The 17,206-nt window shown below is 64.7% G+C and carries 18 protein-coding genes and 1 other annotated feature; of the genes, 7 read left to right on the forward strand and 11 right to left on the reverse strand.

Annotation, left to right across the window (positions count from 1 at the left end; genetic code table 11):
• The first annotated feature begins 226 nt into the window (after positions 1–226).
• The 5 genes from ACAX61_RS19250 to ACAX61_RS19270 are packed head-to-tail and all read left to right on the forward strand — an operon-like array spanning position 227 to position 6,433.
• Positions 227–1,747: an aldehyde dehydrogenase family protein gene (locus ACAX61_RS19250; RefSeq protein ID WP_015449264.1), complete on the forward strand. Its 1,521-nt coding sequence runs from the start codon at positions 227–229 to the stop codon at positions 1,745–1,747.
• A gap of 25 nt (positions 1,748–1,772) precedes the next feature.
• Positions 1,773–2,798 carry an alcohol dehydrogenase AdhP gene (adhP, locus tag ACAX61_RS19255; RefSeq protein ID WP_037569599.1) on the forward strand — a complete coding sequence of 342 codons (1,026 nt, stop codon included), beginning with the start codon at positions 1,773–1,775 and terminating at the stop codon, positions 2,796–2,798.
• A gap of 25 nt (positions 2,799–2,823) precedes the next feature.
• Positions 2,824–4,530: a copper resistance system multicopper oxidase gene (locus ACAX61_RS19260; protein WP_015449263.1), complete on the forward strand. Its 1,707-nt coding sequence runs from the start codon at positions 2,824–2,826 to the stop codon at positions 4,528–4,530.
• On the forward strand, positions 4,527–5,513 hold the full coding sequence (locus ACAX61_RS19265; RefSeq protein ID WP_370716178.1) for a copper resistance protein B: 987 nt from the start codon (positions 4,527–4,529) through the stop codon (positions 5,511–5,513). The genes ACAX61_RS19260 and ACAX61_RS19265 overlap by 4 nt, the downstream gene beginning before the upstream one ends.
• Entirely contained in the window at positions 5,510–6,433 is a 924-nt protein-coding gene (locus ACAX61_RS19270) for an MFS transporter (protein ID WP_370716179.1), read from the forward strand. The genes ACAX61_RS19265 and ACAX61_RS19270 overlap by 4 nt, the downstream gene beginning before the upstream one ends.
• Position 6,434: 1 nt before the next feature.
• Here ACAX61_RS19270 and ACAX61_RS19275 read toward each other — a convergent pair.
• From ACAX61_RS19275 to ACAX61_RS19325, 11 genes are all read right to left on the reverse strand, one after another.
• A protein-coding gene (locus ACAX61_RS19275) for an IS3 family transposase (RefSeq protein WP_086010598.1) occupies positions 6,435–7,666 on the reverse strand; the annotation gives its coding sequence in 2 pieces (ribosomal slippage) (positions 6,435–7,375 and positions 7,375–7,666; 1,233 coding nt in all).
• Positions 7,266–7,382 (reverse strand) — a sequence feature (AL1L pseudoknot). Its footprint overlaps the gene before it by 117 nt.
• 12 nt (positions 7,667–7,678) lie before the next feature.
• Positions 7,679–7,909, reverse strand: a complete 231-nt coding sequence (locus ACAX61_RS19280) for a hypothetical protein (RefSeq protein ID WP_370716180.1) — start codon at positions 7,907–7,909, stop codon at positions 7,679–7,681.
• Between the two features lie 338 nt (positions 7,910–8,247).
• Positions 8,248–8,652 carry a response regulator gene (locus ACAX61_RS19285; protein WP_037486787.1) on the reverse strand — a complete coding sequence of 135 codons (405 nt, stop codon included), beginning with the start codon at positions 8,650–8,652 and terminating at the stop codon, positions 8,248–8,250.
• A gap of 83 nt (positions 8,653–8,735) precedes the next feature.
• Positions 8,736–9,356, reverse strand: a complete 621-nt coding sequence (locus ACAX61_RS19290) for a response regulator transcription factor (RefSeq protein ID WP_370716181.1) — start codon at positions 9,354–9,356, stop codon at positions 8,736–8,738.
• On the reverse strand, positions 9,346–10,881 hold the full coding sequence (locus ACAX61_RS19295) for a PAS domain-containing sensor histidine kinase (RefSeq protein WP_007406406.1): 1,536 nt from the start codon (positions 10,879–10,881) through the stop codon (positions 9,346–9,348). Before ACAX61_RS19295 ends, ACAX61_RS19290 begins: the two co-directional genes overlap by 11 nt.
• A 58-nt stretch (positions 10,882–10,939) precedes the next feature.
• On the reverse strand, positions 10,940–11,413 hold the full coding sequence (locus ACAX61_RS19300; RefSeq protein WP_007406421.1) for a DUF305 domain-containing protein: 474 nt from the start codon (positions 11,411–11,413) through the stop codon (positions 10,940–10,942).
• Between the two features lie 90 nt (positions 11,414–11,503).
• Positions 11,504–12,631: a copper resistance protein B gene (locus ACAX61_RS19305; protein WP_370716182.1), complete on the reverse strand. Its 1,128-nt coding sequence runs from the start codon at positions 12,629–12,631 to the stop codon at positions 11,504–11,506.
• On the reverse strand, positions 12,631–14,556 hold the full coding sequence (locus tag ACAX61_RS19310) for a copper resistance system multicopper oxidase (protein ID WP_279728157.1): 1,926 nt from the start codon (positions 14,554–14,556) through the stop codon (positions 12,631–12,633). Before ACAX61_RS19310 ends, ACAX61_RS19305 begins: the two co-directional genes overlap by 1 nt.
• Positions 14,557–14,622: 66 nt before the next feature.
• Positions 14,623–15,189, reverse strand: a complete 567-nt coding sequence (locus ACAX61_RS19315; protein ID WP_037486755.1) for an RNA polymerase sigma factor — start codon at positions 15,187–15,189, stop codon at positions 14,623–14,625.
• A complete protein-coding gene (locus tag ACAX61_RS19320) occupies positions 15,186–15,626 on the reverse strand; it encodes a periplasmic heavy metal sensor (protein ID WP_037486783.1) in 441 nt (146 codons plus the stop codon). Before ACAX61_RS19320 ends, ACAX61_RS19315 begins: the two co-directional genes overlap by 4 nt.
• Entirely contained in the window at positions 15,626–15,898 is a 273-nt protein-coding gene (locus tag ACAX61_RS19325) for a hypothetical protein (protein ID WP_007406377.1), read from the reverse strand. The genes ACAX61_RS19320 and ACAX61_RS19325 overlap by 1 nt, the downstream gene beginning before the upstream one ends.
• A 133-nt stretch (positions 15,899–16,031) precedes the next feature.
• On the opposite strand from ACAX61_RS19325, the gene copC reads away from it, so the two are divergent.
• Together copC and ACAX61_RS19335 are read left to right on the forward strand one after the other, a co-directional pair.
• Positions 16,032–16,412, forward strand: a complete 381-nt coding sequence (gene copC, locus ACAX61_RS19330) for a copper homeostasis periplasmic binding protein CopC (protein WP_037486754.1) — start codon at positions 16,032–16,034, stop codon at positions 16,410–16,412.
• Positions 16,413–16,416: 4 nt separating this feature from the next.
• Positions 16,417–17,163, forward strand: a complete 747-nt coding sequence (locus tag ACAX61_RS19335) for a CopD family protein (protein ID WP_241229476.1) — start codon at positions 16,417–16,419, stop codon at positions 17,161–17,163.
• Positions 17,164–17,206: the final 43 nt, after the last annotated feature.

Raw genomic sequence — 17,206 nt, forward strand, 5'->3', positions numbered from 1 at the left:
CCCTCGCCAAAAGAAGACTCGGCCGAGTAACGCCTGTCTCGGCATAATTCCGATCAGGCGTGCGCGAATACGTTCAGGAGTCGATGAATAGTCATCGGCTCTGTTGGCGTGTCTGACCCTCAAGCCCGCGACCCCGATACCAGACTACCTTCTGCGGAACTTACTTATAGGCCACCCGGGCAAAGAGATTACTCCGTCAGGCCATCGATAGAGATGGAGTCAGGTTATGTTCGAGAAGGCGATCGGGACCATTAACGCGGCGGCCTCCTTCCGACACCGCTATGATAATTTCATCGGAGGCCGCTGGAGCGCTCCTGCGGGCGGCGAGTATTTCGCCGACACGAGCCCGATCAATGGCGCCCAGATCGCAGAGTTCGCGCTGTCGACGCCGGAAGATGTCGAGCGCGCGCTCGATGCGGCGCACGCCGCCAAGGATCAATGGGCAAGGATCGCGCCCGCCGAACGCGCCAGGATTCTCAATCGCGTCGCCGACCGGCTCGAAGACAATCTGGAGTTGCTGGCACTTGCCGAGACGATCGACAATGGCAAGCCGATCCGCGAGACGCGCGCTGCCGACGTGCCGCTCGCGATCGACCATTTCCGCTACTTCGCCGGCTGCATCCGGGCGGAGGAAGGCGGCATCTCGACGATCGATGCGGACACCATCGCCTATCATTTCCGCGAGCCGCTCGGCGTCGTCGGCCAGATCATCCCGTGGAACTTCCCGCTGCTGATGGCGGCGTGGAAGATCGCCCCGGCGCTGGCGGCGGGCAACTGCACCGTCATCAAACCCGCATCCCAGACGCCGCTCACCTTGCTGATGTTCGCCGAGCTCACCGCCGACATCCTGCCGCCCGGCGTGCTCAATGTCGTTACCGGCCCGGGACGGACCGTTGGCCAGGCGATCGCCGCCAATCCGCGCATCGCCAAGGTCTCGTTCACCGGCGAGACCGTCACCGGCAAGCAGATCATGCACGCCGCGGCGGACCATCTGATCCCCCAGACGATGGAGCTTGGCGGCAAGTCGCCCAACATCTTCATGGCGGACGTGCTCGACGAGGACGATGCCTTCTTCGACAAGGCGCTCGAAGGCTTTACTTTGTTCGCCTTCAACAAGGGCGAGGTCTGTACCTGCCCGTCGCGCGCCCTGATCCATGAGTCGATCTTCGACCGCTTCATCGAGCGCGCCGTGGCGCGCGTCGCCGCGATCCGCCAGGGCGATCCGCTCGACCCGTCGGTCCAGGTCGGCGCGCAGGCGTCGGAGGACCAGCTCCACAAGATCCTGGGCTATATCGATATCGGCAAGGCCGAGGGCGCGCAGTGTCTGGTCGGTGGCGCCAGGGCGCTGCCGGGCGGTGCGCTCGACCAGGGCTATTTCGTGCAGCCGACCGTGTTCGTGGGTCAGAACCACATGCGCATCTTCCAGGAGGAGATCTTCGGTCCCGTCCTGTCGGTCACCACGTTCAAGACGGTCGAGGAGGCGATCGCACTTGCCAATGACACCGCCTACGGTCTTGGCGCGGGCGTCTGGACCCGGAGCGGCAACACCGCCTACCGGCTCGGCCGCGCGATCGAGGCCGGGCGGGTCTGGACCAACTGCTATCATCAGTACCCCGCCCATGCCGCCTTCGGCGGATACAAGGCATCGGGCTTCGGGCGTGAAAACCACCGGATGATGCTCGATCATTATCAGCAGACCAAGAATCTGCTCGTCTCCTATGACGAGCACGCGCTCGGCCTGTTCTGACCCCTCGCTCAAAGGAGAAACGGACATGGCGAAAACCATGAAGGCGGCGGTCGTCCGCGAATTCGGCAAGCCCCTGGTCATCGAGGAGGCGCCGATCCCGGCGGTCGGCCCCGGGCAGATCCTGGTCAAGATTGCGGCAACCGGCGTGTGCCATACCGACCTGCACGCGGCAGAAGGAGACTGGCCGGTCAAGCCCAACCCGCCCTTCATTCCTGGCCATGAAGGCGTCGGGCATGTCGCCGCCGTCGGTGCAGGCGTCACCCATGTGAAGGAAGGCGACCGGGTCGGTGTGCCCTGGCTCTACACCGCCTGCGGGCACTGCGTGCATTGCCTGGGTGGCTGGGAGACGCTTTGCCACGAACAGCAGAACACCGGCTATTCGGTCAATGGCAGCTTTGCCGAATATGTCCTCGCCGATCCCAACTATGTTGGTCACCTTCCCGACAATGTCGACTTCCTCGACATTGCGCCGATCCTCTGCGCGGGCGTCACCGTCTACAAGGGATTGAAGGCCACCGAGGCCCGACCCGGCGAGTGGGTGGTCGTCTCCGGCATTGGCGGGCTCGGCCACATGGCGGTGCAATATGCCCGAGCCATGGGTCTCAATGTGGCCGCGGTCGACATCGACGATAGCAAGCTCGACCTCGCTACACGCCTTGGCGCCACACTGACGGTCAACGCGCGCAACGAGGACCCTTCGGCAGCGCTCAAGAAAGCCATTGGCGGCGCGCACGGGGCGCTGGTGACCGCCGTTTCGCCCAAGGCGTTCCAGCAGGCGCTCGGCATGGTCCGGCGCGGCGGCACGGTCGCGCTCAACGGCCTGCCGCCGGGCGACTTCCCGTTGTCGATCTTCGACACCGTGCTGAACGGCATTACCGTGCGCGGCTCGATCGTTGGCACGCGGCTCGATCTGCTCGAGGCACTGGCGTTCGCCGGCGAGGGCAAGGTCAAGGCCACGGTCCATGCGGACAGGCTCGAGAACATCAACGACGTCTTCTCCCGCATGCATCATGGCGACATCGAGGGCCGGATCGTCCTCGACCTCGCCTGAAGCCGACTTCGCGAAAGTACAGTTCATGTCTCCCTTACATATCCGGCCGATCGCGCGGCGCCGTTTCGTCCAGGGGCTGGCGATCGGCGGCGCGGTCGCCGGTTTCGCCCCGGCGCTTCTCGCGCGATCCGCACCAACCTTGCCCGCTGAGCTGAGCGGGACCGAGTTCGACCTCGAGATCGCCGAGCTGCCGGTCAACTTCACCGGCAAACGCCGTATCGCGACCGCCGTGAACGGCAGCGTGCCCGCGCCGGTCCTGCGCCTGCGCGAAGGCGACACGGTCACGCTGCGCGTACGCAACGGCCTCAAGGAGATGTCGAGCATCCATTGGCACGGCATCATCGTGCCGGCGGAGATGGACGGCGTGCCCGGCATCAGCTTTGCCGGCATCGCGCCGGGCGAGACCTTCACCTATCGCTTCGAGGTCCGCCAGAGCGGAACCTACTGGTATCACGCTCACACGCTCGCCGAGCAGACGGGACTCTATGGAGCGATCATCGTGGAGCCAAAACAGGTGCCGACGGCGCGGGCGCCCGATCGCGACTATTGCATCGTGCTCAGCGACTGGTCGGACGAGCCGCCGTTGCAGATCTTCCTCAATCTCAAGAAGCAGAGCAGCTACTATAATTTTGCGCAGCCGACCGCCGGCGATTTCCTCAAGGATGTCGGCACCATGGGCTTGGGCAAGGCGCTCGAGCGGCGGCGGATGTGGAACAGCTCGCGGATGAACCCGACCGACTACAGCGATGTCTCTGCCGCGACCTACACCTATCTGATGAACGGCGCGCCGCCCGCCGGCAACTGGACCGGTATCGCCGCGCCCGGCGAGCGCGTGCGCCTGCGCTTCGTCGGCGCGGGGACGGCGACGTTCTTCGACGTGCGGATCCCCGGGGTCGAGCTGACGGTCGTATCGACCGACGGGCAGCCGGTCGAGCCGGTCACGGTCGAGGAATTCCGGATCGGCCCGGGCGAGACCTACGACGTCGAGTTCACCATGCCCGAGGGCGGCGCCCGCACCATCTTCGCGCAGGCGATCGATCGGAGCGGCTATGCGCGTGGCACGATCGCACCGGCCCCGGGCATGGCGGCAGCCGTGCCGCCGCTCGATGCCCGGACCTGGCTCGAGCCGGTCGACATGATGGGCGCGATGGCGACGATGGGCGCAATGGGAGGCGACGCGCATGCCGGGCACGGCATGACCGAGATGCCGGCCAGGGCACGGCACGCCCGCACCGAATATGGCGCCAATACCGACATGCGCGTCGACTATCCGCGCACCAATCTCGACGATCCCGGCGCCGGGCTGCGCGGGCGCGGCTGGCGCGTGCTGACGCTGGCCGATCTGCGCACGCCGGGCGGCGATCCCGACCCGCGCGAGCCCGAGCGCGACATCGAGCTGCATCTGACGGGCAATATGGAACGGTTCATCTGGTCGCTCGACGGCATCAAGCTCAACGATTCCAGGCCGCTTCATTTCAAGCCAAACGAGCGGCTGCGCGTCACCTTCGTCAACGACACGATGATGGCGCATCCGATGCATCTGCACGGCATGTGGAGCGATGTCGAAGGCCCGGACGGCGCCTTCCAGGTCCGCAAGCATACGGTCGTGGTCCAGCCCGCCCAGCGGGTGAGCTTCCGCGTCACCGCCGACGCCATGGGCCGATGGGCCTTCCACTGCCATCTGCTCTATCACATGGCGGCCGGCATGTTCCGGGAGGTGGTGGTCGCATGATCCGGATTTTCCCCTCGCGCGGCATCGCTCTTGGCGCTGCCCTCTTCCTGGCGCCGGCGATCACGGCTCCCGCCCTCGCGCAGGGTGCCTCGCCCCCGTCGCCCGCCGCCACCCCTGCCCAAACGGCCACTCCCGCTCAGCACACCCCTTCCGCGCAAGGCTCTCAGGACCATGCGGGCATGGACATGCCGGGCATGGATATGACCGACACGAAGGCGTCCGGTAACGGCGCCACGATGGACATGGGCTCGATGCAGGGTGGCAAGGCCCCGCCGGACGCGCGCAACTCGGACGATTATGCCGACGGCTATCGCAACTCGACGCTGCCGGGCTATGAGATGGCCGACAAGCTCTCGATCCCCAAGATACTTGTCGATGAGCTCGAATTCGCCAGCGGCAACGAGGGTCAGGGCGTGGGTTGGACCGTGCTCGTCACCAAGGGTCAGGACAATGACAAGCTCTGGCTGCGCAGCCAGGGCCTCAAGAACTCCCGCGACCAACGTCTCGATCCGGAGAGCAGCGTCGAGGCGCTGTGGTGGCACAGCAAGAACCCGTTCTGGGGCACGCTGCTCGGGGTCAGGCAGGATCTCGGCAAGGGCGCGACGACATGGCTGGCCGCCGGCGTCGAGGGACTGGCGCCTTATTGGTTCGACGTCCAGCTCACCGGCTATGTAGGAACCGATGGGCGTCTCGCGGCGCGCGCCAAGGCCTCCTATGAGGTCCTGTTCACCAATCGGTTGATCCTCACACCGCAGGTAGAGACCAATATCTATTCGAAGCGGTCGAGAGATCGGCAGCTTGGCAGCGGCTTCAGCAATGTCGAGCTGAGCGGACGGTTGCGCTACGAGGTGTCGCGCAAGTTCGCGCCCTATATCGGCTTCGTCTGGGAGCGTGCGTTCGATGGCACGGCGGGCTTCCGACGCCTGCGGGGCGAGGGGTCATCCGAACACCGGCTGGTGATCGGCTTGCGCGCTTGGTGGTGATACCGGCTCTCCGACGAACCGCTGACCCGCTTGTTCCCCAAGGCGAATCACACGATGGCAAGCGTGGTCAATCCTCCTTCATTGTGTTGCTGCTCGCGGCGGTGTCGGCCTCGGCAGGGCAGACGGCCATTCTCGCTTTCCTTCCGACCCTGGTCGACCCAAATCCCGGCGGGCTTTCCTCAGCGCATGATTTTCATGTCGCGAGCTTGACCGCCGTCCACCCGCTGGCAGCACTGGTGGCGGCACCGCTTTGGGGCTGGATTGCCGACCGGGTCGACTACCGCGTCATGTTGCGCACAGCGCTCATTATCCTCGCGATGGTGACTGCACCAGTTGGCCTCGTAGCTCTGCCGACTCTCTACGTTTTGCGCACGGTCGCGGGGATGGCGGCCGCCGCCATCATACCGCTTGCGCTGCTCAGTGCGAGTTTCGCCGCGGTCAGCCGTGGGGAGCAGGCGCGGCGTTTCACCTGGTTGACGGGGTCTGTATTTTTGGGAGACCTCGGCGGACCGCTTTTGGCGGAAGCCTCCGTTGCGATCATGCCCGGCGCGCCGCTCATGATCGTTGCTGCCAGCATCGGCACCGTCGCGGGGTCGCTTTGCCTTGTAAGCCTGCCAGGCCGCTGTGCGCACTGCCTCGACTCAGGAGATCCGCCGCCGCCGACAGTCTGCGCCACGGGAGTCCTATTACTCATCACGATCGCTGCGGGGGCCGGGCTTGCCGCTATGCACGTCAATCTCCTGATGACGCGCAGTGCGGTCTCGCTGAGCCGCGAGCAGATCGCCTGGATGCTCAGTCTTTGCGGATTCGGCATGCTGGCGGCGCAGATCTTTCATGCAAGGCTCGATTGGTTAGTGAAGGTTCCCGGGCGTCTTGCCGGATTGAACCGCGCCGGGTTTGCCGGAGGCCGTTGGATGTGAGTCACGCTGCCATATCGATGATGTCCGCGGCAGCATAGTATTGCTCCTCGGCTTCGGCAGGCGGGATGTTGCCGATGGGTTCGAGCAGCCGGCGATGGTTGAACCAGTCCACCCACTCAAGGGTAGCGTACTCGACTGCTTCGAAGTTGCGCCACGGCCCGCGCCGGTGGATCACCTCGGCCTTGTAGAGGCCGTTGATCGTCTCGGCCAAAGCGTTGTCATAGCTGTCGCCGACGCTGCCGACCGAGGGCTCGATCCCGGCCTCGGCCAGGCGCTCGGTGTACTTGATCGATACGTATTGCGACCCGCGGTCGCTATGATGGACCAGGCCACCGCGATGAACCGGTCGGCGGTCATGGAGCGCCTGCTCGAGCGCATCCAGGACGAAGCTGGCATGCGTCGTCCTGCTGGCTCGCCAGCCAACGATCCGGCGAGCGTAGGTGTCGATGACGAACGCCACGTAGACGAACCCCGCCCAGGTTGCGACGTAGGTGAAGTCCGATACCCAGAGCCTGTTCGGCGCCGGCGCACGGAACTGCCGGTTCACCCGGTCGAGCGGGCATGGCGCTGCTCTGTCGCTGATGGTGGTGCGGACCGGCTTGCCGCGGATCACGCCGGCCAGGCCCATCGCCCGCATCAGGCGGGCAACGGTGCAGCGGGCGACGTCGAGCCCTTCGCGCCGCAGCTGCCGCCAGACCTTGCGCACGCCGTAGACGCGGAAGTTCTCCTCGAATACGCGGCGCACCTCCGGCCCAAGCGCATCATCACGCCGAGCCCGAGCCGACCTCTTGGTCGGCTCAATCCTTCTGGCTGTGTGAGCATGATAGGTCGACGGGGCGATCGGCAGAACCCGGCAGATCGGCTCGACCCCGTACACCTTGCGATGCGCGTCGATGAACGACACCATCACCTCGCTCGGCGGTCGAGCTCCGCCATCGCAAAATATGCGGACGCCTTGCGCAGGATCTCGTTGGCCTGGCGCAGTTCGCGGTTCTCCCGCTCCAGCGCCTTCATCCGGTCGGCGACGTCGCTCGGCACCCCGGCGCGCGTGCCGCTGTCGACCTCGGCCTTCTTCACCCACTCGTGCAGCGTCTGGCCCGCGCACCCGATCTTCGCCGCGATCGACACCACAGCCGCCCAGCGCGACGGGTGATCCTTCTCGTGGTCCAGCACCATCCGCACCGCCCGGGCGCGTACCTCAGGTGAGAACTTGTTCGTCGTCTTGCTCGTCATAGCCCCTTCCTCTCAGGAGTTGGGGCCTCCGACAAACCCGGCGCGGTTCAGATTGACGCTCGGTTTGCTGGCAGCGGCGCTCGTTGCCTTTCCACTCGCATCAAGCATAGCCGATATGAGCGTGTTCATCCTGGTCGCCGGTTGGAGCTCGGCGAGCCTGCGATTGGTCACAAGCTTCTGGATCAGCGGTTCTGCGGCGGCCTCAGGGGTGAGGCTTGGCCTCCAGCATTCGGCTGCCAGCATCGGGCAGGCACTGGCGCCCGTGGCGCTCGCTTTCGCCGCACCCGGCGCTCAGCCTCTCGTCCTCTGGAGCATTGCCGGCCTGTCGCTCCTGCTGCTTGTGGTCCTGCCACTAGCTTGGAAACGGCCCTCTTCAGGTGCTAATTCGTCAGGCGGATAAGGGGAGCGCGTAAATCGATATGAATCGTACCGTCCACCACTATCCAAGATGTGTTGCTGTGACAAATGAGCCCAGCCGCGGGCAAGGCCCTTGGGCGCAGCTGGGTTGGTTTCCTCTGGAAAAACGACGTGCTCGTGTCCCCACCTGGCCTCTTTAGCGTTGGCGGTCGGACGCGGTCCATTTACTCATTCGACGAGAGGCGTCTGTGACGGCCGATTGCCTCGAGGAGTAGACGGCTCCTTAGTGGTTTAGTGATCATGTGATCAAAGCCCGCGTCGGCAGCGCGGCGGGCGAGAACCTCGTCATGGAAGCCCGAAATCATGATGGAGCATCCGGACCAGCCCAGCGATCGGAGTTGGCGCAGGATCGAAAAGCCATCAATGTCCGGCATGCGATAATCAACAATCAGGCAATTGGCTCGCTTGGCACGCGAATCGGCCAAAAGCGCGCTACCACTTGTATAGCTACAGACGCAGTAGCCACGGGATCTAAGGAGAAGCTGAAGGGCACGCCGAACACCCGGGTCGTCGTCGGAGACGAGGATGGTGTAGCGCCCATCACCTTGTGTGTCAGAAAACGAAGACATCTCGCGCGACATGAGGACCTGTTGCATCACGGCAATGGCTCGCACGATGCGGCATCCTCGTCGCTACGTAGAGGGCGCAGTTATCACGTCTTGCGACCGAACCCGGCAGCAAAGGCGATCCTCAACGCCTCAGAGAGATTGCGGACCTCGAGCTTGGCCATGAGGCTGGCGCGGTGAACCTCGACCGTCCGGGATGAGCAACCCAGATCATAGGCGATCGTCTTGTTGGGCAAGCCGTTCGCCAATCCTTCCAGCACTTCCTGCTCGCGGGGGGTCAAGGCAGCAACCCGCACCTCGGCTTCCGACGATTCCAGCGCGCGAAGGTCGACATCGTCGAGACGAGCGAAAGCGCGCCTCACGGCCTCGAGCAGGGCAGCCTTCTCGAAGGGCTTTTCGAGAAAGTCAATCGCGCCGCCTTTCATAGCCTGCACAGCTACCGACACATCGCCGTGGCCGGTCAGGACGATGACCGGCATGTTGATCCCACGCGCAGCCATAGTGGTCTGGACTTGGAGACCGTCCATTTCAGGCATCCGCACATCCAAGATAACGCAGCCTACTTCAGCGGACTTCGCTGTCCTGAGAAATTCCACTCCGGAGGTGTAGGCGATGACATCATAGCCCGCGGTTTTGAGCGCGAAGCTTGCCGCCTTGCCGATGCTCTCCTCGTCGTCGACCAGATGAATGATGCGTCTATCCCCCATGTTCCTCCTTCGCCCGCGCGTGGATCAGCGTGAAGTGAAAGCACGTGCCGCCGCGGTCGGGGCGCTCCATCCAGATACGGCCGCCATGCGCTTCGATGATGGTCCGGCAGATCGAGAGGCCGAGGCCCATGCCGTCGGCCTTTGTCGAGTTGAACGCCGTGAAGAGCTGCTCGCGGACCTCGTCGGCGATGCCGGGGCCGGTATCCTCCACGGTCACCTCGATCAGCCCGTCAGGGCGCAACCTGGTCGCCACCTTGAGGTCGCGAACCGGACACTCCGCCATCGCCTCGATGGCATTGCGCATCAGGTTGACCAGCACCTGCTGGATCTGCACCCTGTCGACGAGGACCGGCGTCGCGGCGGGATCGACCGCGAAAAAGCTGCGTATGCCGCGCTCGCGTGCGCCGACCAGCGCGAGCTGGCTCGCCTCGGCGATGACCTGCGGCAGCTCGTGGAGGCTCTTGTCGACCTCGCCGCGGGCGACGAAATCGCGCAGGCGCCGGACGATATGGCCGGCCCGCAGCGTTTCCTGTGCCGCATCATCCATCACCGACCGTAGCGACACGAAGGGTTCGTCGTCCCGCTCGTCGAGCATGTCGCGGATCGTCTCGAGATAGAGCGCGACCGCGGCAAGCGGCTGGTTGAGCTCATGCGCGAGGGTCGAGGCCATCGTGCCCATCGCGCTCAGCCGGGAGACATGGACCAGCTCCGCCTGCAGCTCCTTGAGCCTGAGCTCATCCTGCTCCTTGGCGGTGAGATCCTGGATGAACCCTGTGAAAAGCCGCTGGCCCTCTTCACCGGCCTCGCCGACCGACAACTGCATCGGGAAGGTCGAGCCGTCGCGGCGCTGGCCGACCACGACGCGACCGAGGCCAATGATCCGGCGCTCGCCGGTCTGCAGATAATGCGCGAGATATTCGTCATGCCGGTCGCGATCGGGCTGGGGCATGAGGCAGGAGACGTTGCGGCCGACGAGCTCGGCTTCGCTGTAGCCGAACAGGCGTTGTGCCGCTGCGCTGAACGACGTGATGGCGCCGGTCTCGTCGATGATGATCATCGCATCCGGCACCGTCGCCAGAATCGATTGCAGATGCTGCTCGCGGGTCTCGATCGATGCGCGGACCGCCGCCTCGTCGGTGACATCGCGGCTGATGCAGGCGAAGCCTCGATGTGTGTCGCCTTCGAACAGGGCGCTGATCGTCAGGCGCGCGAGATATTCCGCGCCGTTCTCGCAGACCCGCCACGCTTCGCGCTCCAGCGTGCCCTCGTGAAGGGCGGCCGCCAGGTCTGCGCCTGGACGACGCGCCGCAATCTCGTCAGGCGGGTAGAACAGGTCGTGGGGCTGTCCCAGAACGCGATCGAGCGGCCAGCATTCGGCACGCTCGCCTTTTTCATTATAGCTCAGCACGATCCCGGAAGGATCGAGCAGCGTCAGGACGTGGCCGCCAGCCTGTCGCAGGAACAGCGGCGCAAGCCGCGCTACGTCGCTTGCAATCTCGTCCGCCCCGCGCCTCGTGTCGACCATCGGCCGGCTCACATACCTGGCCGGGCGCACGTATCCGGGCGTAGCCCGACCGTGCCACTCAGCGCCGCGCGAGTATGGCCTTCATCTCGTCGATTTCCTGCCGCTGCGAGCGCTTGATCGATTCGCAAAGCCGGATGACTTCCGGATCGCTGAGCTTTGCTTCCTGGCACATCAGGATCGCCCCGGAATGGTGCGGGATCATCGAGCGCAGAAAGGCCGTGTCGCCGATCGTGGTCTGGGTGCGGATGAGTGCAAAGCTGCCGAAGAAGGCGACCAGCGACGCGGCGATCAGCGCGATGTTGGCGGCCTTCGACGCGAACATGTGCCCCATGGCGAGGATCATCAGCACCACCATCGGCGCGACCATCATCAGCGTCATGTAGAGCATGTTGAGGTTGTTGTAGAAGCTGTCGAGCCCGTCGATCATGACGAACATCACCAGATACATGATGACGCCGCTGATGACGGTCTGAACGGCAAGGCTCCAATAGGCGCCCATCTTCCGGGTGTTCATGTGGGACGAATGGTCCATGGCGTATCTCCTTCGCTCGGCGCCGGCCGACCTGGGTATGAGTGTAACGCCCCGCTCTCTTGTTCGCCCCCGCCATCAGCCGTCCTGATGCTAAAACCAGAAGCGAACGCCGGCGACGAAGCTGGTGGCATGGACGTCCTCGCCCGCAAGCCTCGACAGCCGCGCCGTGTCTCCGGCTTTGCGCAGATAGGAAACGCCGATGTAAGGCGCGAACTGGCGGCTGAATTCGTAGCGCAGGCGCGCGCCGAGCTCTATGTTGACCAGCCCCGAACCGATGTCGTTCTCCGGAATATCCTGTGCGGCGAAATTGACCTCGGCGCGCGGCTGGAGGATCAGGCGCTGGGTGATGCGCTGGTCGTAATAGCCCTCGACCCGGCCCAGAACATCGCCCTTGGTCGAGAGGAACAGCGCGCCTTCGACCTCGAACATGCCAGGAGCCAGGCCCTCGACGCCGATCGTCGCGTAGGTGCGGTCGGGCCCGCGGCCGAAGTCCTGGCGGATACCGCCCTGAAGATTGAAATAGGGGTCGATGGCCCGGCTGTAGAGCACCTGCACCTCGGCGCTGTCGATGCCGCGGCCGAACTCGCCTTCGCCCTCGCTCTTGAGCCAGAGCCGGTTGATGTCGCCGCCGTAAAAGCCTTCGCCATCCCAGCGATAGCCATCGCGGCCGCTATGCGCCTGATACTCGAACAGGTTGAGCAGCACCTGCCCGAAATTGTTGCCGCCGCTATCCTTCATCATGATGTCGCGCGAGCGCGCCATCTCGCCGCCGGGAAAATCACGATCGGCGAAGTGGTCGCTTGGGGGAGGCGGCGGGGGCGCATTGCCGGCCGGAAGCGCCGTGCCGGTCATTTGCATGCCGGGCATGGCGGGCATTCCCGGCATCGTTGTCTGGCCATGCTGCGAATGGTCCATACCCGGCATCTCCGGCATCTCCGGCATCGCGGGAGACGCGGGTTGCGGCTGACCGGCCGCATCTCCCTGCGGCGCAGGACTGGCCTGGTGCTGCGAATGGTCCATCGCCGAGGTGGCGTCCGGCGCTGGTGTCTGAGCGCGCGGCCTGGCGGCGGCCTTGTCCTTCTTCTTCTCCTGCGCCGGCGCCACTTCGCCCGGCGGCGCCATGCCGGGCATGCCGTGCATCGAATGATCCTGGGCAAAGGCGGGCGCGGCGGAGAGAAGGGCGGTCGCGCTCACCAGCGGCGTGAGGATGCGGGTCATTACGCGTCTCCCTTCGGACGGACGCTCACGACCCGCATCATCCCTGCATGCATGTGGTAGAGGAGATGACAGTGGAAGGCCCAGTCGCCGACCGCGTCGGCGGTGAAGTCCCAGGTCACCTTGCCGCCGGGCTGGACGATCACCGTATGCTTGCGCGGCGCATGATCGCCATGCCCCGTCACCAGCTCGAAAAAATGCCCGTGAATATGGATCGGATGCCCCATCATCGTGTCGTTGATGAGATTGACGCGCACCCGCTCGCCTTCGATGAAGGGGATCGGCTCGTGATGGTCCGACATTTTTTCGCCGTCGAACGACCACATGAACCGCTCCATGTTGCCGGTGAGGTGAATGTCGATGCTGCGGCTCGGCGCGCGCACGTCCGGATTGCGATCGAGCGCCATCAGGTCCCTGTAGACAAGCACCTTGTGGCCGACGTCGGCGAGGCCCTGGCCGGGCTCGCCGGTGCGGTCTACGGGCATCGGCGAGATGGTCTGGACGCTCGGGTCGCGCTTCACCTGCGGCGCGTTCGAGAAGTCGCGCATCTTCATCGAGCCCATCGCGTGCCCGCCATGATCCATGCCCGCCATCTGGCCATCGGCGCCCATCGCGCCGTGGTCCATGCCGGCCATCGATCCATGATCCATCCCCGAATGATCCATGCCTGCCATGGCGCTATTGTCCATGGTCGCCATCGCTGCCGCCGCGCCGGTCGCGAGGCGCGCGGACGCGTTCTTCTCGGCCGTCGGATCGACGCCCCGCATAGCGCCGCCCGACATGTCCATGCCTTCCATGCCCGGCATCGAGGACATGTCCATGCCCATGTCCTTCATGTCGGCGAGCGGCCGTTTGCGTAAGGGGGGAACCTCGCCGGCCATGCCGGCCCTCGGCGCGAGCGTGGCACGCGCCATGCCCGAGCGGTCGATCGCCTCGCCGACAAGGGTGTAGGCCTTGTCATCGCCTGGGCTGACAACGACGTCGTAGGTCTCGGCAACACCAATCTGGAACTCGTCGACGGTGACCGGCACCACATTCTGCCCGTCGGCCTGAACGATGGTCAGCGGCAGGCCGGGGATGCGGACGTTGAAGGTGGTCATCGCCGACGCATTGATGACCCGCAGCCGCACCCGTTCGCCCGGGGTGAAGAGCGCGGTCCAGTTGTCCATCGGACCATGGCCGTTGACGAGATAGGTGTAGGTGGATCCGGTCACATCGGAGATGTCGGCCGGGTCCATCCGCATCTGGCCCCAGTCGAGCCGGTCCTTGAGCGGCTGATCCTTGCCCGACAGGAGCCCGGCCAGGGTCTGGCGCTGGAAATTGAAATGGCCGGGGTTGACCTTGAGGCGCCGGAAGATCGCCTGCGGCGAGAGCGCGCTGTGATCGGCGAGCACGATGACATGCTCGCGGTCATAGGCGACCGGATCGGCACCGGCGGGATCGATGATGATCGGGCCGTAATGGCCTTCCTGCTCCTGCAGGCCCGAATGACTGTGGTACCAGTAGGTGCCGCTCTGCATCACCGGAAAATCATAGAGATAGCTGCCGCCAGGCTTGATGCCGGGGAAAGAGACGCCTGGCACACCGTCATGCTTGGCTGGCACCAGCAGCCCGTGCCAGTGGATTGAGCTGTCCTCCTCGAGCTGATTGACGACGTTGAGCCGCACGCGCTGGCCTTCGCGCAGCCGGATGAGTGGCGCAGGGACCGTGCCGTTGACGCCGATTGCCCGGAACTGGCGACCGTCGATGCTCATCGACTGCCGTGCGATCGTCAGCGTGATGTCTTCGCCCGATACGGTCGGCAGCGTCGGCCGCATCCCCGGCGAGATCGTCTGCGCCCAGGCCGGCAGCCAGGCTGACAAGGCGGCGCCGCCACCGGCGAGGGCCGCGCCGCGAAGGAACTGGCGGCGGTCGAGAGCAGAAATCATTCGGTTGTCTCAGCTTTAAGAAAGAGGGCGGACCTATTGGAAATACGCAGCGCGGCCTCATCCCCCTCAAACTTTCTTCAACATTTCCGCGAGGCGTGCGCGGGCGCGGTAGAGGCGGGTCTCGACTGCCTTCTGGCTGATGCCGAGAATCTCGGCGGTTTCGGCTTCCGATTTCTCGTCGATCGTCCGCAGGATGAGCGTGTCTTTGAGAGAGGCGGGCAGGGCGGCGATCGCTTTCATCGCCTCTGCCAGTTGCTGCTCGGCGCCGATTGCCTGGTCGGGTAGCGGCGCCTCATCGGCGACGTCATCCGCCTCGCCCAGCGGCAGGGCCATGGAGAAGAAGTTCCGGACCGCGCGCCGCCGCCGCCAGTCATGGCATTTGTTGATGACGATCCGGGACATCCAGACCTGGAAGGGTCGCGCAGCGTCATAGCGGTTGAGTGCGGCGAAGGCGGCGACGAAGCTTGCCTGCGTGACGTCCAGCGCCTCCTCTCCGTCACCTATATGGCTGCGCACGAGCCGAAATACCCAGCCTTGGTGTCGCCGCACAAGTTCGGCGAAAGCGGCCTGCCGGCCGACGAGTGCAAGAGCGGCAAGCTCCCCGTCCGAGCAGTCGGGGAGAATTATGGTCATTCGGACTTTGCCGTCAGCGCTTTCACTACGGCGTCGTCGAACTTCTGCGTCTGATCGGGGCGAAGTACGGCACGCATTGCAAAGATGTGCTCGAGCGTTTCCTTCTGCAGCGCGCCCATGGCTTGGTGCGAGCGGTCCACTGCCGCCGCGACTTTAGGGCCATAGCCATGTTCCGCCTCAATCGCCTCTGCTAGGCGAGCATTGTCGGCGCGCAGCTCGGCTTCAAGTGCCTGACGCCGAATGGCATAATTCTTCTCGATGAACTCCAGCCGGGCGTGCTGAGCCGTATCCAGTTTGAGATCCCGATGGAGCAGCTCGTGCAGTTCGTTTTCCACGGGCGGTGCCGAGACCACATAGATCCGCCCGATCACCACCCCGGCGATCGCCGCGGTAAAGGTCAACAGTAGGAGGAGCAGGAGCCGGCGGCGGTCCCGCATCATTGCGAGCCCAGCAGCGTCGAGGGCGCGAGCGCCAACTGCGCATCGAAGGGCGATATCGGGCTCGCGTCCGCCGACCCGATTGGAACCGCGGAGCCCGCGATGCCGATGAAAAGCGCGACTGCGGCGGCTAGACCAAACGTCGTTGCGCCCAAGCGCGGCATGGCCTGGACCCTAGCGATTTCCGTCAGGACGCGGCTGTCCAGGCCGGCAAGCCTGGGGTCAATTGGGGCATCGCGCAATTTCGCGAGCATTTCGTCAAGGTGGTCCATGGTGTTTCTCCGTCTTCTCTTCACAATACGCATTCTGGCCCACGACCCCTTGGCTCGGAACAGAAAAGAAATTTGAGAGGGGTGCAGGCTGCAGCTGCGTATTCTCTCATGTCAATGACTGGAGAATTCCCGAATGCGCTTCCTTTCGCCTTTCGCAGCTGTCGCCGCCGTCAGCCTGAGCGTTTCGGCTCCGGCCTATGCACATCCCAAGCTCGTGTCTTCAACGCCCGCCGCCAACGCCAGAGTCTCGGCACCGTCGCGTATCACTCTGACGTTCAGTGAAGGCCTGATGGCCAGACTATCTGGTGCCGAGATCGTGATGACCGGTATGCCCGGCATGCCAAACCATCGCATGGCGGTGACCGGCTTCAAGACCGCGGTCGAGGGCGGTAACAAGACGTTGGCGCTGACACTGGCCAAGCCGCTTGGCGCTGGTACCTATCAGGTCACCTGGCATGTCGTCTCGATGGACACGCACCGCATCCAGGGCAATCTCGCCTTCATCGTGCGATAGGGCAATGAGTGAGGTAGCAGGCATCGCGATCCGCTGGGCGCTGTACGCCGATCTCGGCCTCTTGTTCGGCCTGCCGCTGTTCGCGCTCTATGCCCCAGGTGGCGGCCGGACGGTGCAGCGGCATCTGCCGATGGGGGCGATGGTGGCCTGTCTTGCCTGCTTCGGGCTGCTGCTATCTGCGTTGGGCTTTGCGGTGCAGGCTGCGGCCATGTCCGGACTGCCGCTCACACAGCCTGATTTCGCCCTGCTGGGTGATCTCATCAATGAGACGGCCATGGGGGCGGCGTTGAAGGCGCGCCTTGTCGCGCTCCTTGTCCTCCTATTCTGCGTCCTCTTGTATCGACGGCAATCACGTCCCGCCTTCATCGCCTCTACTCTCGCAGGCGCGCTCGCGCTCGCGACCCTCGCCTGGAGCGGACATGGCGCGGCTGGCGAAGGCTATCCGGGCTGGCTGCAACTGGTCGCCGATCTCGTCCATCTGCTCGCCGCCGGCGCCTGGGTCGGCGCGCTTGCAGCCTTCCTCGCGCTGGTTATGCCTAAAGCAGCGACCGGTGATATGGAGCGGGTCTCGCTCGCCGAGGAGGCCTTGACGGGCTTCTCCCTGGTAGGAACGATCATCGTTGCCCTGCTGATCCTGACCGGGATGGGGGCGTCACATAAAACGGGCACAGATATACGCTCTCATGACTGCCATCCGAGATACTGCCCGAGTTTACCCCTTCGCTGGCCGCAAGACCAGCGTTCGCATTGACCTTGGCGGGTGTGCCGCGGACGCCTGATCGACGACGATTGAT

The sequence above is a fragment of the Sphingomonas sp. IW22 genome, assembly GCF_041321155.1.
In the GTDB taxonomy this organism is placed as follows: Bacteria; Pseudomonadota; Alphaproteobacteria; order Sphingomonadales; family Sphingomonadaceae; genus Sphingomonas.

Bases quoted from the DNA above. Each gene is read 5' to 3' on its own strand.
- ACAX61_RS19250 (WP_015449264.1), top strand. From the start codon at position 227: ATGTTCGAGAAGGCGATCGGGACCATTAACGCGGCGGCCTCCTTCCGA.
- adhP (WP_037569599.1), top strand. From the start codon at position 1,773: ATGGCGAAAACCATGAAGGCGGCGGTCGTCCGCGAATTCGGCAAGCCC.
- ACAX61_RS19260 (WP_015449263.1), top strand. From the start codon at position 2,824: ATGTCTCCCTTACATATCCGGCCGATCGCGCGGCGCCGTTTCGTCCAG.
- ACAX61_RS19265 (WP_370716178.1), top strand. From the start codon at position 4,527: ATGATCCGGATTTTCCCCTCGCGCGGCATCGCTCTTGGCGCTGCCCTC.
- ACAX61_RS19280 (WP_370716180.1), bottom strand. From the start codon at position 7,909: ATGCTGGCAGCCGAATGCTGGAGGCCAAGCCTCACCCCTGAGGCCGCC.
- ACAX61_RS19285 (WP_037486787.1), bottom strand. From the start codon at position 8,652: ATGTCTTCGTTTTCTGACACACAAGGTGATGGGCGCTACACCATCCTC.
- ACAX61_RS19290 (WP_370716181.1), bottom strand. From the start codon at position 9,356: ATGGGGGATAGACGCATCATTCATCTGGTCGACGACGAGGAGAGCATC.
- ACAX61_RS19295 (WP_007406406.1), bottom strand. From the start codon at position 10,881: ATGGTCGACACGAGGCGCGGGGCGGACGAGATTGCAAGCGACGTAGCG.
- ACAX61_RS19300 (WP_007406421.1), bottom strand. From the start codon at position 11,413: ATGGACCATTCGTCCCACATGAACACCCGGAAGATGGGCGCCTATTGG.
- ACAX61_RS19305 (WP_370716182.1), bottom strand. From the start codon at position 12,631: ATGACCCGCATCCTCACGCCGCTGGTGAGCGCGACCGCCCTTCTCTCC.
- ACAX61_RS19310 (WP_279728157.1), bottom strand. From the start codon at position 14,556: ATGATTTCTGCTCTCGACCGCCGCCAGTTCCTTCGCGGCGCGGCCCTC.
- ACAX61_RS19315 (WP_037486755.1), bottom strand. From the start codon at position 15,189: ATGACCATAATTCTCCCCGACTGCTCGGACGGGGAGCTTGCCGCTCTT.
- ACAX61_RS19320 (WP_037486783.1), bottom strand. From the start codon at position 15,626: ATGCGGGACCGCCGCCGGCTCCTGCTCCTCCTACTGTTGACCTTTACC.
- ACAX61_RS19325 (WP_007406377.1), bottom strand. From the start codon at position 15,898: ATGGACCACCTTGACGAAATGCTCGCGAAATTGCGCGATGCCCCAATT.
- copC (WP_037486754.1), top strand. From the start codon at position 16,032: ATGCGCTTCCTTTCGCCTTTCGCAGCTGTCGCCGCCGTCAGCCTGAGC.
- ACAX61_RS19335 (WP_241229476.1), top strand. From the start codon at position 16,417: ATGAGTGAGGTAGCAGGCATCGCGATCCGCTGGGCGCTGTACGCCGAT.